At 74.2% G+C, this 13647-nt stretch carries 11 protein-coding genes and 1 pseudogene; 8 read left to right on the top strand and 4 right to left on the bottom strand.

Annotated elements, in window-relative coordinates; all coding sequences use genetic code 11:
- Positions 1 to 80: 80 nt before the first annotated feature.
- The 5 genes and pseudogenes from ACFWXO_RS11925 to ACFWXO_RS11905 all read left to right on the top strand — a co-directional run bounded on the left by ACFWXO_RS11925 (position 81) and on the right by ACFWXO_RS11905 (position 4607).
- Positions 81 to 1073, top strand: coding sequence for an SDR family NAD(P)-dependent oxidoreductase (locus tag ACFWXO_RS11925; RefSeq protein ID WP_375882606.1), 993 nt, complete (start codon positions 81 to 83; stop codon positions 1071 to 1073).
- 73 nt (positions 1074 to 1146) lie between these two features.
- Positions 1147 to 1848, top strand: a pseudogene (locus ACFWXO_RS11920) (NDP-sugar synthase); the annotation flags it as partial.
- Positions 1849 to 1973: 125 nt separating this feature from the next.
- A complete protein-coding gene (locus tag ACFWXO_RS11915) occupies positions 1974 to 2891 on the top strand; it encodes an NAD-dependent epimerase/dehydratase family protein (protein WP_380523414.1) in 918 nt (305 codons plus the stop codon).
- Positions 2888 to 3583: a spherulation-specific family 4 protein gene (locus ACFWXO_RS11910; protein ID WP_375882610.1), complete on the top strand. Its 696-nt coding sequence runs from the start codon at positions 2888 to 2890 to the stop codon at positions 3581 to 3583. Before ACFWXO_RS11915 ends, ACFWXO_RS11910 begins: the two co-directional genes overlap by 4 nt.
- Positions 3584 to 3605: 22 nt before the next feature.
- A complete protein-coding gene (locus tag ACFWXO_RS11905) occupies positions 3606 to 4607 on the top strand; it encodes an endo alpha-1,4 polygalactosaminidase (RefSeq protein ID WP_380523413.1) in 1002 nt (333 codons plus the stop codon).
- Positions 4608 to 4661: 54 nt separating this feature from the next.
- Here the strand turns inward: ACFWXO_RS11905 and ACFWXO_RS11900 are convergent, their stop codons facing one another.
- Positions 4662 to 4865, bottom strand: a complete 204-nt coding sequence (locus tag ACFWXO_RS11900) for a hypothetical protein (RefSeq protein ID WP_375882615.1) — start codon at positions 4863 to 4865, stop codon at positions 4662 to 4664.
- A gap of 155 nt (positions 4866 to 5020) precedes the next feature.
- Here ACFWXO_RS11900 and ACFWXO_RS11895 point away from each other — a divergent pair, with 155 nt between their 5' ends.
- Positions 5021 to 5974: an aldo/keto reductase gene (locus ACFWXO_RS11895; protein ID WP_380523412.1), complete on the top strand. Its 954-nt coding sequence runs from the start codon at positions 5021 to 5023 to the stop codon at positions 5972 to 5974.
- Positions 5975 to 6030: 56 nt separating this feature from the next.
- Here ACFWXO_RS11895 and ACFWXO_RS11890 read toward each other — a convergent pair whose 3' ends face one another.
- The 3 genes from ACFWXO_RS11890 to ACFWXO_RS11880 all read right to left on the bottom strand — a co-directional run bounded on the left by ACFWXO_RS11890 (position 6031) and on the right by ACFWXO_RS11880 (position 11525).
- Entirely contained in the window at positions 6031 to 7029 is a 999-nt protein-coding gene (locus ACFWXO_RS11890; protein WP_380523411.1) for a C40 family peptidase, read from the bottom strand.
- Complete coding sequence (locus ACFWXO_RS11885; RefSeq protein ID WP_380523410.1) at positions 7026 to 8309, bottom strand: SPFH domain-containing protein; 1284 nt, start codon at positions 8307 to 8309, stop codon at positions 7026 to 7028. Before ACFWXO_RS11885 ends, ACFWXO_RS11890 begins: the two co-directional genes overlap by 4 nt.
- A gap of 195 nt (positions 8310 to 8504) precedes the next feature.
- Positions 8505 to 11525: an Ig-like domain-containing protein gene (locus ACFWXO_RS11880; protein WP_380523409.1), complete on the bottom strand. Its 3021-nt coding sequence runs from the start codon at positions 11523 to 11525 to the stop codon at positions 8505 to 8507.
- 346 nt (positions 11526 to 11871) lie between these two features.
- Between ACFWXO_RS11880 and ACFWXO_RS11875 the strand changes: the two genes are divergently transcribed.
- Positions 11872 to 12282 carry a globin domain-containing protein gene (locus ACFWXO_RS11875; RefSeq protein WP_380523450.1) on the top strand — a complete coding sequence of 137 codons (411 nt, stop codon included), beginning with the start codon at positions 11872 to 11874 and terminating at the stop codon, positions 12280 to 12282.
- A 14-nt stretch (positions 12283 to 12296) separates the two neighbouring features.
- A complete protein-coding gene (locus ACFWXO_RS11870) occupies positions 12297 to 13499 on the top strand; it encodes a globin domain-containing protein (RefSeq protein ID WP_380523408.1) in 1203 nt (400 codons plus the stop codon).
- Positions 13500 to 13647: the final 148 nt, after the last annotated feature.

Here is a 13647-nt window from a genome sequence, read left to right as displayed (position 1 = left end):
TAATCCGCCTCTTCCGAGGCACCACCGGCCGGTCGTGCTCAGACGTCCGGCCGCTCCCGAAAACGAGAAAGCGAAAACGCATGAGCAGCGTCGCGGTTACCGGAGCCGAGGGCTTCATCGGCTCCCACCTCGTCGAGACCCTGGTCGCCGACGGGCACCACGTCCGCGCGATGGTCCAGTACAACTCCTTCTCCTCCTTCGGCTGGCTGGAGACCCTGGCGCCGGAGGTGCTGGACTCGGTCGAGATCGTCCTCGGCGACGTCCGGGACCCGGGCTCGGTCAACGGCCTGGTCAAGGGCACCGAGGCGGTCTACCACCTGGCCGCCCTGATCGCGATCCCGTACTCCTACAGCGCCCCCCACTCGTACGTGGACACCAACGTCACCGGCACCCTGAACGTCCTGGAGGCCGTGCGCCACCTGGAGATCCCGCGCCTGGTGCACACCTCCACCAGCGAGACCTACGGCACCGCGCAGACCGTGCCGATCACCGAGGACCACCCGATCAACACCCAGTCCCCGTATGCCGCCTCCAAGGCCGGCGGGGACCGGCTGGCCGACAGCTACCACGCCAGCTTCGAGACCCCGGTCGTCACCCTGCGCCCGTTCAACACCTTCGGCCCGCGGCAGTCGATGCGCGCCGTCATCCCGACCGTGATCGCCCAGGTCGCGGCCGGCCAGACCGAGATCACCCTCGGCGACCTGCGCCCGACCCGCGACTTCATGTTCGTCAAGGACACCGCCAACGCCTTCCGCACGGTGGGCACCGCGGCCGCCGAGACCGTGGTCGGCCGGACCTTCAACGCCGGTACCGGCGGCGAGATCTCGGTCGGCGACCTGGTCACCCTGGTCGGCAAGCTGATGGGCGTGGACCTGGTGGTGAAGGAGGACGAGCAGCGCATCCGTCCGACCAACTCCGAGGTCATGCGCCTGGTCGCGGACGCCACCCGGCTGCGCACGGCCACCGGCTGGGCGCCGCAGTTCACGCTGGAGCAGGGCCTGGAGCAGACCATCGAGTTCTTCCGCGACCCGGCCAACCTGGCCCGCTACAAGACCGACATCTACAACGTCTGACCGTCGTAACGATCATGCTCGTCCTGGTTACCAAGGTTCGTGGCCTGCACATCCTTTCCGTGGGGGAAACACCATGCACGCAGTGATCCTGGCCGGCGGTAAGGGCGTTCGACTCCGCCCCTACACCACCGCGCTTCCCAAGCCGCTCGTCCCGATCGGCGACCAGCACGCGATCCTGGAGATCGTGATGCGCCAGCTCGCCGCCTCGGGCTTCAAGACCGTCACCCTGGCCATCGGCCACCTCGGCCACATCATCCGCGCCTACGTCGGCAACGGGTCCCAGTGGGGCCTGCGGGTCGGCTACGCCGTCGAGGACAGCCCGCTCGGCACCATGGGCCCGCTGCTCACCATGCAGGACCGCCTGCCCGAGCACTTCCTGGTGATGAACGGCGACATCCTCACCGACCTGGACTTCGCCGGGGTGCTCAAGCACCACGAGACGTCCGGCGCCCCGCTGACCATCGCCACCTACGCCCGTCAGGTGAAGATCGACTTCGGTGTGCTGACCGCCGAGTCCGGCACCATCACCGGCTTCCAGGAGAAGCCCAGCATCGACTACCGGGTCTCGATGGGCGTGTACGGCGTCTCCCGCTCCGCGCTCGCCAAGTACACCCCGGGCCTGCCGCTGGGCTTCGACGAGCTGGTGCTCGACCTGCTGGCCGCCGACACCCCGCCGGCCGCGTACGACTTCGGCGGCTACTGGCTGGACATCGGCCGCCCGGACGACTACGACCGGGCGAACGCCGAGTTCTCCTCGATCCGCCCGGTCCTGATGCCCTTCGAGTCGGCCGGCACCGTGCCGGGCGTCGCGGAACTGCCGGTCCCGGCCGCCCGCACCGCCCCGGACGACACGGCCGAGCAGCCCGCCGCCGCGGGCGCCGAGAGCGACGGACGGGCCGCGTGAGAATCCTGCTGCTCGGCGGCGACGGCTTCCTGGGCCGTCACGCCACCGACGTCCTGCGGTCACTGCCCGGTGCCACCGTGCTGACCGCGGGCCGGCGGCCCGCCCACGACCTCCGGCTGGACCTGGGCAGCGCCCAGGCCGGCCCGCTCGGCGAGGAACTGGCCGCGCTGGCCCCCGACGTGGTGGTCAACTTCGCCGGCGCGGTGGCCGGCAGCGCGGTCAAGCTCGCCGAGGTGAACGCCCGCGGACCGGCGGTGCTCTGCGAGGCGCTCGCCCTGGGCGCCCCGAAGGCCCGCCTGGTGCACGTCGGTTCGGCCGGCGAGTACGGCGTCTGCGCGGAGGGCGAGTCGCTCTCCGAGCAGGCCGACGCCCGTCCGGTGGGCGTGTACGGCGCGACCAAGCTGGCCGGCTCCCTCGCGGTGGCCGGCTCGCCGCTGGACGCGGTGGTGCTGCGGGTGTTCAACCCGGTCGGCCCGGGCGCCCCGGCGGGCTCGCTGCCCGGCCGGCTGGCGGCCGAACTGCGCCGGGCGGCGCCCGAGGGCGCCGACGCCGTGGTCACGGTCGGGGACCTCTCCGCCTACCGGGACTTCGTGGACGCCCGGGACATCGCCCGGGCGGTCGGCCTCGCCGTCACCGCCGAGGGCCCGCTGCCCCGGGTGCTCAACCTCGCCTCCGGCCGGGCCCAGCGGGTCCGGGCGATCGCCGAGGGCCTGGTCGCGGCGTCCGGCTTCACCGGCCGGATCGACGAGAGCGGGGCGGGTTCCGAGCGCTCGGCCGCGGTCTCCTGGCAGCAGGCCGACGTGTCGGCCGCCGCCCGGGAACTCGGCTGGCACCCGGAGACCGGGCTCGCCGACACCCTGCGCGACCTCTGGCTCAGCACCGCCGAGCCGACGCCGACCCCGGTGGTCGCATGACCTCCGGGACCACCCCCGACGGCCGCCTGCTGGTGCCGCTGTACGTCCACCCCGCGGTGGACCCGGCGGCCTGGCGGGCGGTCGCCGCCGCCGACCCCGCCCGGATCGCCGCCGTGGTGCTCAACCTCGCGGACGGTCCGGGCGAGGTCCCGGACCACGTCTTCGCCGATGCCGCCGAGGAACTCCGCGCCGCCGGGCTGCCGTTGGTCGGCTACGCCGACACCGACTACGGCCGCCGGCCGCACGCCGCCGTGGTCGCCGACATCCTGACGTACCGTCAGCGCCACGGCATCACCGGCGTGTACCTCGACCAGGTCGCCACCCACCCGGGCGCGCTGGCGCACTACCGCCGCCTCGCCACGGCGGCCCGGGCGGCCGGCTGCGGCACCGTGGTGTTCGGCCACGGCGAGCACCCGGACCCGGCGTACGCCGAGGTCGGCCTGGCCGACCTGCTGGTCACCTTCGAGGGCGACTGGGACGCGTACCGCGCCATGACCCTGCCGCTGTGGACCGGCCGCCACGCGGCCTCCCGCTTCTGCCACCTGGTCTACGACGTCCCCGCCGAGTCCGCCCGCGACGCCTCCGCACTGATCACCGCCCGGCGAGCCGGCGTCGGCTGCGCCGTACCGGGCGCCGGGGACAACCCCTGGCGTACCCTGCCGCACGGCCTGACCGCCGCTGAACTGACCTGACCCGATCCGGAGTTCGACTACCGTGAACCGCCGTACCCGGCTGCTGCCCGCCGCCATAGCCTTCGCCACCGTCACCGCGCTGCTGGTCAGTTCGTGCAGCAGCTCGGGCTCGGAGGACGACAACGACTCGGCCGACGGCACCCAGAGCGCCTCGCCCACGGCCACCGCGCCGAGCACCCCCGGCACCGCCGCACCCAGCACCCCCGGCACGCCCGGTGACCCCGGCACCACCTCGGCCCCGGGCACCCCGGGCGGCACCACCGCCCCGGGCACCCCGCCGGGCACCACCCCGCCCGGCACCACCACCCCGCCGGCGGCCGGCGCCCGCTGGCAGCCCACCCCGGGCCTGACCTGGCAGTGGCAGCTCGGCGGCGGCCCCGTGGACCAGTCGGTGGACGTGCCGGTCTACGACATCGACGGCTTCGAGAACGACGCCTCGGTGGTCGCCGCGCTGCACGCCAAGGGCCGCAAGGTGATCTGCTACATCAACGCCGGCTCCTGGGAGGACTTCCGCCCCGACTCCGCGGCCTTCGCCAAGGCCCTGCAGGGCTCGGACACCGGCTGGAAGGGCGAGAAGTGGTTCGACATCCGCAAGCTCGACCAGCTCCGGCCGCTGATGGCGGCCCGCTTCGACATGTGCAAGAGCAAGGGCTTCGACGCCATCGAGCCGGACACCATCGAGGCCTACAACCAGAACAGCGGCTTCCCGCTGACCCCGGACGACCAGATCAAGTACAACCGGATGCTGGCCCAGCTCGCCCACGAACGCGGCCTCGCCATCGGCCTCAAGAACGACCTGGACCAGATCTCCGCGCTGCTGCCGGACTTCGACTTCGCGGTCAACGAGGAGTGCTCGCAGTTCGACGAGTGCGACCGGGTCGCGCCCTTCGTCAAGGCGGGCAAGGCGGTCTTCCACGTCGAGTACAAGCTCGACACGGACCAGTTCTGCGCCAAGACCAAGGCCCTGGGGTTCAGTTCGATGCAGAAGAAGCTCGACCTCAACGCCTGGCGCAAGCCCTGCTGAGACCGGTACTTCCCGTCGCGCGGGTGACCCTCACCGGGGCCACCCGCGCGAGGGTCACTTGACCGCCAGCCAGACGACGGCGCCCAGGACGACCAGGGCGACGACGGCGATCAGCGCGATCACGCCGGTGCGACTGCCGCCGGTCTTGCTGCTGCCGTAGGTGGAGACGGAGCCCGGTGCCGGACGCGCCGGGCTCTCGTCGACGAACGCCCGGAACATCTGGGTGTTACCGGCGGGGTCGTAGTCGTTGTCAGCCATGGCAGGGACTCTAACGAATCCGCCCACCTCAGGCACACCCCGGACCCCTCTCCAGGCGAACCCGCCACCCGCGCGTGCGACGGCGGTACGACCGGATCGTGAAATCCGTGTGACCGACGGAATGGCCCGCCGCACAGGCCTGGTTGACTGCGGGCATGACCGGAAACCAGAGCCGGGTCCGCCTCGGCACCTCCGACCTGTCCGTCCACCCGCTCTCCCTCGGCGGCAACGTCTTCGGCTGGACCGCCGACCAGCAGCAGTCCTTCGCCGTGCTCGACGCCTACGCCGCCGCGGGCGGCAACTTCGTCGACACCGCCGACGCCTACTCCGCCTGGGCACCCGGCAACACCGGCGGCGAGTCCGAGACGGTGATCGGCGACTGGCTGCGCAGCCGGGGCAACCGCGACGACATCGTGATCGCCACCAAGGTCGGCAGCCACCCCGAGGCGACCGGCCTGGCCGCGGCCACCATCAAGTCCTCCGTCGAGGGCTCGCTGCGCCGCCTGGGCGTCGACCACATCGACCTCTACTACACCCACCGGGACGACGACACCCCGGTCGAGGAGTTCGTGACGGCGCTGGACGAGCTGGTCCGCGCGGGCAAGGTCCGGGCGGTCGCCGCCTCCAACATCTCCGCCGAGCGGCTCGCCGAGGCGCTGTCCTTCGCCGAGCGCGAGGGCCTGGCCGGGTACGTCGCGGTCCAGCCCCACTACAACCTGGTGTCCCGGGGCACCTTCGAGGGCCCGCTGGCCGAGGTGGTCGCCGAGCACGGCCTCGCCACCGTGCCCTACTACGCGCTCGCCTCCGGCTTCCTCACCGGCAAGTACCGCCCGGGCGGCCCGGGCGTCGACAGCGCCCGCGCCGAGGGCGCCACCCGCTACCTCGCCGAGCCGCGCGGCCCCAAGGTCCTGGCGGCCCTCGACGAGGTCGCCGCCGACCACGGCGTCGAGCCCGCCACCGTCGCCCTCGCCTGGCTCGCCGCCCGCCCCACGGTCGCCGCCCCCATCGCCAGCGCCCGCACCGTCGACCAGCTCCCCCCGCTGCTCGCCGCCGCCGCCCTCACCCTCACCCCCGCCCAGACCGCCCTGCTCACCGACGCCTCCGCCTGAGCACGCGCCGGGCCCCCGACAGCGGCGTGCTGTCGGGGGCCCGGTGTGCTCCCCGGCTACGGCCGCCCGAAGTGGGTCGGGTAGTAGCCCGAGTTGAGCGTCGATATCCGAACGGTCTTGCCCGGCCGGGGTGCCTCGACGAACTTTCCGCCGCCCAGGTAGATCCCCACGTGGTGGATCCCCGAGGCCCGGCCGCTGTCCGACCAGAACACCAGGTCACCGCGGCGCAGTTGGCCCGCGCTGATCGGCGTGGTCGCCGCGTACTGGTCGTCGGCCACCCGGGGCAGGCCTATCCCGCTGCGCCGGAAGGCCTGCTGGACCAGCCCGGAGCAGTCGTAGCCGGACGGGCCGTCACCGCCCCAGACGTACGGCTTGCCCAGCTGGGCGAGCGCGTAGTCGACGGCCGCCTCGGTGGTCCCGGCGGTCGGGGTGGTGTCCGGGGACGGGCGGCTGCCCGACCCGCCGGAGCCCTGGTCCGATCCGCCGCCGGACTGGCCGGTGCGACTGGCGTAGACGTCGTAGTGGCTGGTCCAACGCCACTCGCCGCTGCCGTTCTTGAACCAGTACTTCGACCCGTCCCAGCCCTGGCGCGGGCCCCAGGAGGAGGCCGAGCCGTTCGAGACGGTCTTCGAGCCGGACGAACCGGAAGAGCCGGATGAACCGGATGAACCGGACTGGCCGGTGCGACTGGCGTAGACGTCGTAGTGGCTGGTCCAACGCCACTGACCGCTGCCGTTCTTGAACCAGTACTTCGACCCGTCCCAGCCCTGCTTGCCGGCCGCCGCCTGCGCGGAGCCCGCACCGGCCGTCAGGCCGACCACGCCGGCGCCCGCCAGCACGGTGGTGGCCAGGCAGGTACTTCGCACGGCCCGGTGTATTCGGCTGCCACCGCCGACCGCGGCGTCCCGGGCGGTGCGCGGCCGGGCCGCGCAGTTCGGGCAGCCGCAGCCCGTGATCGCGGGGATGCTGCCCAGGCGCTCCTCGAAGCCGATCAGACCGGGATCGGCGTCGGAGCCGGTGCCGGGTTCGGCGTACGCGCCGGTGGCTATCCTCATGCGGGTCGTCCTTCCTTCCGCCCGGCCCGGGCGGCCGGGGGCGGTACCGAGGCGGCCACTCCGGCCGGGGCGACGAAGGCGACCAGCAGCTGTTCCATCAGCGCGCTGCGGGCGGCCTCGTCCAGTTCGTGCGCGGTCGCGCGCTCCAGGCGCCGGACGGCCAGCGCCGCCGCCTCCACCGCGTCGTCGACCAGGACGGTCCGCAGGCCCGCGTCCAGGTCCGCCAGCCGGCGGCGGCGCATCGACTCGGCCACCTCGGGCGCGTAGTCCAGCGCCAGCGGCTGCACCGAGTAGACCTCCAGGCCCGCCGGGGCCGCCTCGGCGGCCAGCGCCCGGGTCAGCTCGTCGGCGAACCACTGCCCGTCGCGCAGCGCCGGGCCGGGCGCCGCGTTGCTGTCGCACGGCAGGGTGGAGGCGGTGCGGGTGAGCACCGCCTGGACCTGCTCGCGCAGGTAGCCCTCGTGGTCCTCGATCGCCAGCAGCGCCCGCGCGGTGTCCTTGACCCGCCAGACGATCAGCAGCCGGACCACGATCGGGGTGCCGGTGCGGTCGACGACCTTGACCGGCTCGCTGCGCCAGTGCCGCAGCCGCACGTCGACCCGGCGGCGGCGCAGCAGCGGGTTGACCCAGACCAGGCCGGTTCTGCGCACCGTGCCCCGGTAGCGGCCCCAGCGGCTCAGCACCCGGGTCTCGCCGCCCGCGTTGGCCAGCAGGCCGGCCAGGGCGAGCACCACCAGCAGCCCGGCGGCGCTGACCGCGGCGATGGCCGGGGCGTCGATCCCGGCCCGGCCGCTCGCCAGCGCGGCGGGGCTGCGCAGTTCGGGCAGCCCGTCCCAGTGCGGGAGGACGCCGGTGCGCAGCAGCACGTAGCCCACCGCGGCCAGGCCGAGCAGCACCACCAGCAGCGCGACCCAGCCGGGCAGGACGGCGGCGGTGTGCTCCCGCAGCGCCCGGTCCGCCCGCGGGGGGCGGCGCGAGGTGGTGACGGCGGAGGCATCGGCCGGGCCGAGCTCGGGGAGCTCGACGGTCTCCGGGGCGACGGCCTCCAGCGGGTCCCGCCGGTCGACGGGACCGGCCGGGGACGGCGCGGGGACGACCGCCAGCGGGGCCGTGGCCGGACCGCCGTCGACCGGGCCGGCCGGGCCGACCGGCTTGGATGCCTTGACGGTCGAGACCTTGGGCAGCGGGCTGGCGCCGGAGGCGGAACGTTCCGGCAGGGCCGGGGGGAACGCCTTGGGCAGGTGGTCGGGTCGCTGCGAAGAATCGCGGGTGACGTCCATGCACGGATCCTCTGGGTCTGGTGTGTCGCGCAACGGGCGGCCCGGATCTGACGGGCAGTGCCAGAGTCAGGCTAAGTTCATACGTCATCAAATGCGACATTTGAGCCGAGGTGTGTCGACAATTGCTGACGAATCGTCCAAAGCTGACCTGACGCGCAGGCACATGGTCGGGTGGTCGGGACGGTTCGGCGCAGGTCAGCGCCGTCGGGCACCGGATCCACGGGCGAACACCCGACGGGTGATCAGCCCGATTCCGGCGAGCACCAGCAGCACCCCGGCGAGCAGGCCGTGCCGGCCGGCCTCCCGGGGCCGGGCGGCCGCCGCCCCTTCGGCCGGGGGCGCCGGCAACGGCCGGGCAGCGGTGCCGCTCGCCCTGGATCCTTCCTGGTCAGCGGCCGACAGCGGCACGGCGGCGACCTCCGACGGGGACGCGGCCACCGGGGCCGGGCTGCCGCCGGGCGAGGCGGCCAGGGCTCTCGACGAGCCGACGCCCGGGGACGGCACCGCACTCCCGGACGGCGGGGCCGGGACGGCGGAACCGGCGGGAACGAACGGAACCGGCGGACGGGCCGAGGCGCCGGACCCGGTGGAGGCGCCGGGGGACGTCGGGGCGGCCGAGACCCCCGCCGGGACCGCAGGGACGGACGTCACCGACGGCGCCGGCACCGGGGGCACCGCCGGCGCCACCAGCACCGACGGCGCCACCGGCGGCACGACGATCGGCAGCAGCCCCACCGGGATCGGCGGGAACACCGGCACCTCGGTCGGACTCGGCGACCCGACGGCCGTCGGCGCCACCACCGCCGACGGCGCAGCCGAAGCCGAAGCCGACGGGCTCGCACTCACGCTCGCACTCGCCGCCACGGATGCCACCCCACCCGCCCCCGACGGAACCGCCCCTGACGGACCGACCACCGAAGGACTCACCGCCGAAGGGCCGACCACGGACGGACCGGCCGCGGACGGACTGACCGCCGGAGAACTGACGACCGGCGCACTGACCGCCGGAGGACTGACCGCCGGAGAGCTCGCCGCCGAAGGGCTCGCCACCCCCGCAGCCGCCACCCGCACCCGCACCGGATCCGCCGAAGTCCCGTTCCCCGCGCGGTCGGTGACCGTGACGGTCAGCCACTGTTCCCCGTCCGTCAGGTCCCGGCCGGCGGTGCAGCTCCAGCTCCCGTCCAGCGCCGCCGTGGCCCCGCAGAGCACCGTACGGTCGCCGCCCGCCGTCGGAGCGGCCGCGACCTGCACGTTCGCCCCCGCTTCGGCCCGTCCGGCGAGCTTGGGCCGGCTGACCCGCAGGACCTCCCCGGGAGCGGGCGCGGTGAGCACCGGCTTGTCCGGCGGCACGGTGTCCACGACCAGCGCGACCGGCTGTCCGGCCGTCCGGTTCCCGGCCGCGTCGACGGCGACGGGGGCGAGCTGGTGGCTGCCGTCGGCCAGGTTCTCGACCGGCAGACAGGACCACCCGCCGTCCGGGCGGACCGCGCTGCTGCACAGTTCGGCGGAGGCGGAGGCGGGGGTGGACGCGGAGGCGGACCGGTCGGTGACCGAGACGGTGCTGCCGGCCTCGCCGGTGCCGGTGAGTTGCAGCCCCGGGTCATTGGTGTAGGCGGGGAGGGTGAGCACCGGCGCGGTCGGCGGGGTGGTCTTCACGGTGACCTTGGCGGGCTCGCCGCGCAGCACCACGCCGCCGGTGGTGGTCTCCACCGGGGTCAGGGAGTGCGGCCCGGCGGCGAGCGCGCTGCCGGGGCGGCAGGACCAGTCGCCCTTGCGCTCGACCTTGGCCCGGCAGAGCACGGTGTCGCCGTCCCGGATCTCCATCGAGGCGCCGGCGACGGCGCCCTCACCGCTGATCCTGGGGCGGGCGTCGGCCAGCACGGTGCCGTCGACCGGCTCGGCGACCTCGGGCCGGGCGGCGCCGACGGTCAGCCTGATCCGCTGGTCGGAGACCTCCCCGGAGTCGGCGAAGCCGCCGGAGGGCACGAGTTGGCTGGTGTCGCGGCCGATCCGCAGCCGGGCCCAGGTGTCGCCGGAGGCGGCGCCGGCCGGCACGGTCCACTCCAGCGTCGCGGTGTCGGCGCCGGCCGGGATCTCGGTCTGCACCCGGTCGGCGGGGTCGAACCGGCCGCTGTGGTCGAAGTCGATCCAGCCGGCCAGGGTGGCGGGCTGGTCGCCCACCGCGACCGGGACGGTGACCCGGTAGTACCGGCCGATGGCGGCCTCGTCGGGGAAGCCGAGCGAGGGGTCGGCGCCCTGGTACTCGCCGCGGCCGGGCTGGAGTTTGGGCGGCGGCGGGCTGCCGGACGGGCCGGCGGGCAGGCTCGCGAAGGGGTTGCCGCGCCGGACCGCGTCGTGGTCGAGCTCGACCAGCGGCCGGTCGGCCGTGACGGCGGGGCGGCGGCGGTCGCGGTGGCCGGGGCCGGTGGCGTCGGCGCCCAGGAAGAGGTCGGAGAGCACGTGCGAGGCGTTGCCGTAGGCCTGCGGCGCGGTGCCGAGGTCCTCGTCCACGGTGACGGTGTAGGCCTGCCGCAGGACGGGCGGCGCGGTGGTGCTGCCGGCCCGGGGGGTGGAGCGCTGCTCGATCCGGAACACCGCGGTGCGGACCGGCCCGGTGAGTTCCAGGGTGCCCTCGGCGGCGGAGCCCGCGGCGGCGTCGGTGGAGCCGTCGGTGCCCGCGGGTGCCAGGGCGTTGCCGTCGACCGTCCAGCCGGGCCAGTCGGTGCGCCCGATCAGGCCGGGGGCGGCGGGGGATCCGCCGGTGAGGGTCAGTCGGGCCGCGGTGCTGGTGGTGCCGGAATTCCCGGTGGCGACGGCGGCGAGTCCGCTGAGGTGCAGCCGGGGATTGCGGACCGGCCGGGAGAAACCCAGCCGGAGGGTTCCGACGGTCCGCCAGGAACCGTCCGTCTGCGGACGGTCGGGGGTGAGGAGGAAGGTCTGGGCCGGGTCTCCGGCGTGCATTCCGTCCGCGTACCCGACGGAACGCCCCCCTCCGGAACGATCGGCCAATCGGCCCGCCTCGGCGGTGACCGCCGTTCCGGTTTCGGCCGTGAGGTCGAACTGGACGGAGAGTCCGGAGGGCAGTACCGCCCGGTGTTCGGCCGACCAGGAATCAGGGGCCTGCCGGGCCGCCGAGAGCGGGGCGTTCCAACCGTTCAGCGCCCCGGCCGTGAGAACGGCCAGGACGGCAGCTGTGCGGGGAAACTGTCGGCTCATCCGGCTCTCCTTCACGGTCGGCTGCCGGGGCGGCGGGCAGTCCGGGCACAAGATCCGACAAAACGGAATCACGATCCTGGACCGGTCATACTCCGACACCTGCGCTTTTGGCCGCGTCCCACCCGATTGGCGGCCATCCGGGCGGCAGGACGGGATGTACCCGAAACGACTGCATTTCATCCATTAGGCGGTAATGGATCCCGCCGGGAACGCCCGGACCCACCCGAATGGCGGAGAGAGGGTAATTCCGGCTGATCAGACGGACACCAGTGTCCGGTACCTGACCATTCATCGAGGAACTCTGTTCGAATTACCCACCCGCTCAGTAGAGTCGGGCACCGTGACTATGGACCCCGTACTCGTCAAGCGCAGTTTCGCCGCGGTGGAGCCCCACGGCCCGGTCGTCGCCGAATACTTCTACCAGCACCTGTTCGAGCACAATCCCGGCGTCCGCGGCCTCTTCGCCGAGCACCTGGGCGAGCAGCAGGACCGGCTGTTCGCCGCCCTCGGCGTGCTGGTCACCCACCTGGAGGACACCGACACCGTGGTCGGCCTGCTCCGCGACCTCGGCGCGCGGCACGCCCGGTACGGCGCGCTGGTGGAGCACTTCCCGGCGGTCGGCGCGAGCCTGCTCGCCACCCTCGCCCACTACGCCGGCGACGCGTGGACCCCGGAGGCCGAGGCCGCCTGGACCGCCGTCTACGGAGTGGTCAGCGACACCATGGGCGCGGCCCTCACCGAAGCCCGGTCGGTCTAGCCGGGAGCGGCGTGGTGGCCTTCGACCCCGCGGTCATCCGCGCCAGCTTCGCCGTCGTGGAACGCCGGGCCGACCACCTGACCACCTACTTCTACGCCCACCTGTTCAGCCACAACCCCGGCCTGCGTCCGCTCTTCCCGGCCCAGTTGCACGAGCAGCGGGACCGGCTGTTCGCCGCGCTCACCCGGATCGTGCGGCAACTGGACGACCCCGAGCGGCTCACCGCGTACCTGCGGGCGCTCGGGCGCGACCACCGGAAGTTCCAGGCCGCGCCCGAGCACTACCCGGCCGTCGGGGCCAGCCTGATCGCCGCGCTGCGGCAGTGCTCCGGCCACTCCTGGACACCGGAGACCGAGAAGGCCTGGTCCGAGGCCTACACCGTGATCGCCCGGATCATGTGCGGGGCCGCCGGGGAGCTCCCGGAGCACCACCCCGCCTGGTGGGAGGCCGAGGTGGCCCGCCGCCGCCGGGCCGCGCCCGACCTGGTCGTGCTCACCCTGGCCCCGATGCGCCCGTACCCCTTCACGGCCGGCCAGTACGTCACCCTCAGCAGCCCCCGCAGGCCCCGGGTCTGGCGGCCGTACTCGCTCGCCAACGCCCCGCGCCCGGACGGCAGCCTGGAACTGCACGTGCGGCGGGTGCCCGGCGGGCTGCTCAGCCCGGTCCTGGTGGAGGACGTGATGCCTGGCGAGCTGCTGCGGCTCGGACCGCCGCTGGGCGAGGCCGTGCTCGCCCCCGCCTCGGACCGGCCGCTGCTGCTGGTCGCCGCGAGCAGCGGCTGGGGGCAGACCAAGGCGCTGCTGGAGGAGCTCGCCGCCGGGCAGCCGGAGCGGGTGGCCACCGTGCTGCTGGCCGCCCGGTCGACGGCGGGGCAGTACGACCTGGACACCGTGCGGCGGATGCTCACCCGCCAGGCCCGGCTGCGGGTGCTGACCGCCGCCCCCGACCGGCCCGCCGGTCCGGGCGCGACCACCGCGCTGCTGCGGGAGACGCTGCTCGGGCAGGGCGACTTCACCGGCTGGGAGGTCCACCTCTCCGGGCCGCCGGAGCTGGTCGCCGAGCTCGCCGGACTGCTGCTCGCCCTGGGGGCCGCCCCGGAGCTGGTCCGGCACGACCCGGCGCCGGTGACCTTCAACCGGGCCCGGCCGCTGACCAGCTCGGACTGGTTCCTGGACCGCCGGGACGTGCCCTGGATCAACCGGACCGACCTGGAGTGACCAGCGCCCGCTCAGCGGCGGAAACCGTGCCCGGAAACGGAGAAGCGCCCCGCCCGGGGGCGGGGGCGTCTGGCGGGTGGGCGCACCAGGTATGGAAACCGCAACCCCATTATGCGGAGGGAAGTTGGCTAAACGGTGTGGGGTTGTG

Origin of the sequence: Kitasatospora sp. NPDC059088 (assembly GCF_042738155.1) — a bacterium.
Classification (GTDB): domain Bacteria; phylum Actinomycetota; class Actinomycetes; order Streptomycetales; family Streptomycetaceae; genus Kitasatospora.
This window is presented reverse-complemented; position numbering and strand designations above follow the sequence as displayed.

Excerpts from the sequence above, each read along its gene's own strand:
- ACFWXO_RS11890 (WP_380523411.1), bottom strand. The coding sequence starts at position 7,029 with ATGAGGATAGCCACCGGCGCGTACGCCGAACCCGGCACCGGCTCCGAC.
- ACFWXO_RS11885 (WP_380523410.1), bottom strand. The coding sequence starts at position 8,309 with ATGGACGTCACCCGCGATTCTTCGCAGCGACCCGACCACCTGCCCAAG.
- ACFWXO_RS11895 (WP_380523412.1), top strand. The coding sequence starts at position 5,021 with ATGACCGGAAACCAGAGCCGGGTCCGCCTCGGCACCTCCGACCTGTCC.
- ACFWXO_RS11925 (WP_375882606.1), top strand. The coding sequence starts at position 81 with ATGAGCAGCGTCGCGGTTACCGGAGCCGAGGGCTTCATCGGCTCCCAC.
- ACFWXO_RS11880 (WP_380523409.1), bottom strand. The coding sequence starts at position 11,525 with ATGAGCCGACAGTTTCCCCGCACAGCTGCCGTCCTGGCCGTTCTCACG.
- ACFWXO_RS11875 (WP_380523450.1), top strand. The coding sequence starts at position 11,872 with ATGGACCCCGTACTCGTCAAGCGCAGTTTCGCCGCGGTGGAGCCCCAC.
- ACFWXO_RS11900 (WP_375882615.1), bottom strand. The coding sequence starts at position 4,865 with ATGGCTGACAACGACTACGACCCCGCCGGTAACACCCAGATGTTCCGG.
- ACFWXO_RS11910 (WP_375882610.1), top strand. The coding sequence starts at position 2,888 with ATGACCTCCGGGACCACCCCCGACGGCCGCCTGCTGGTGCCGCTGTAC.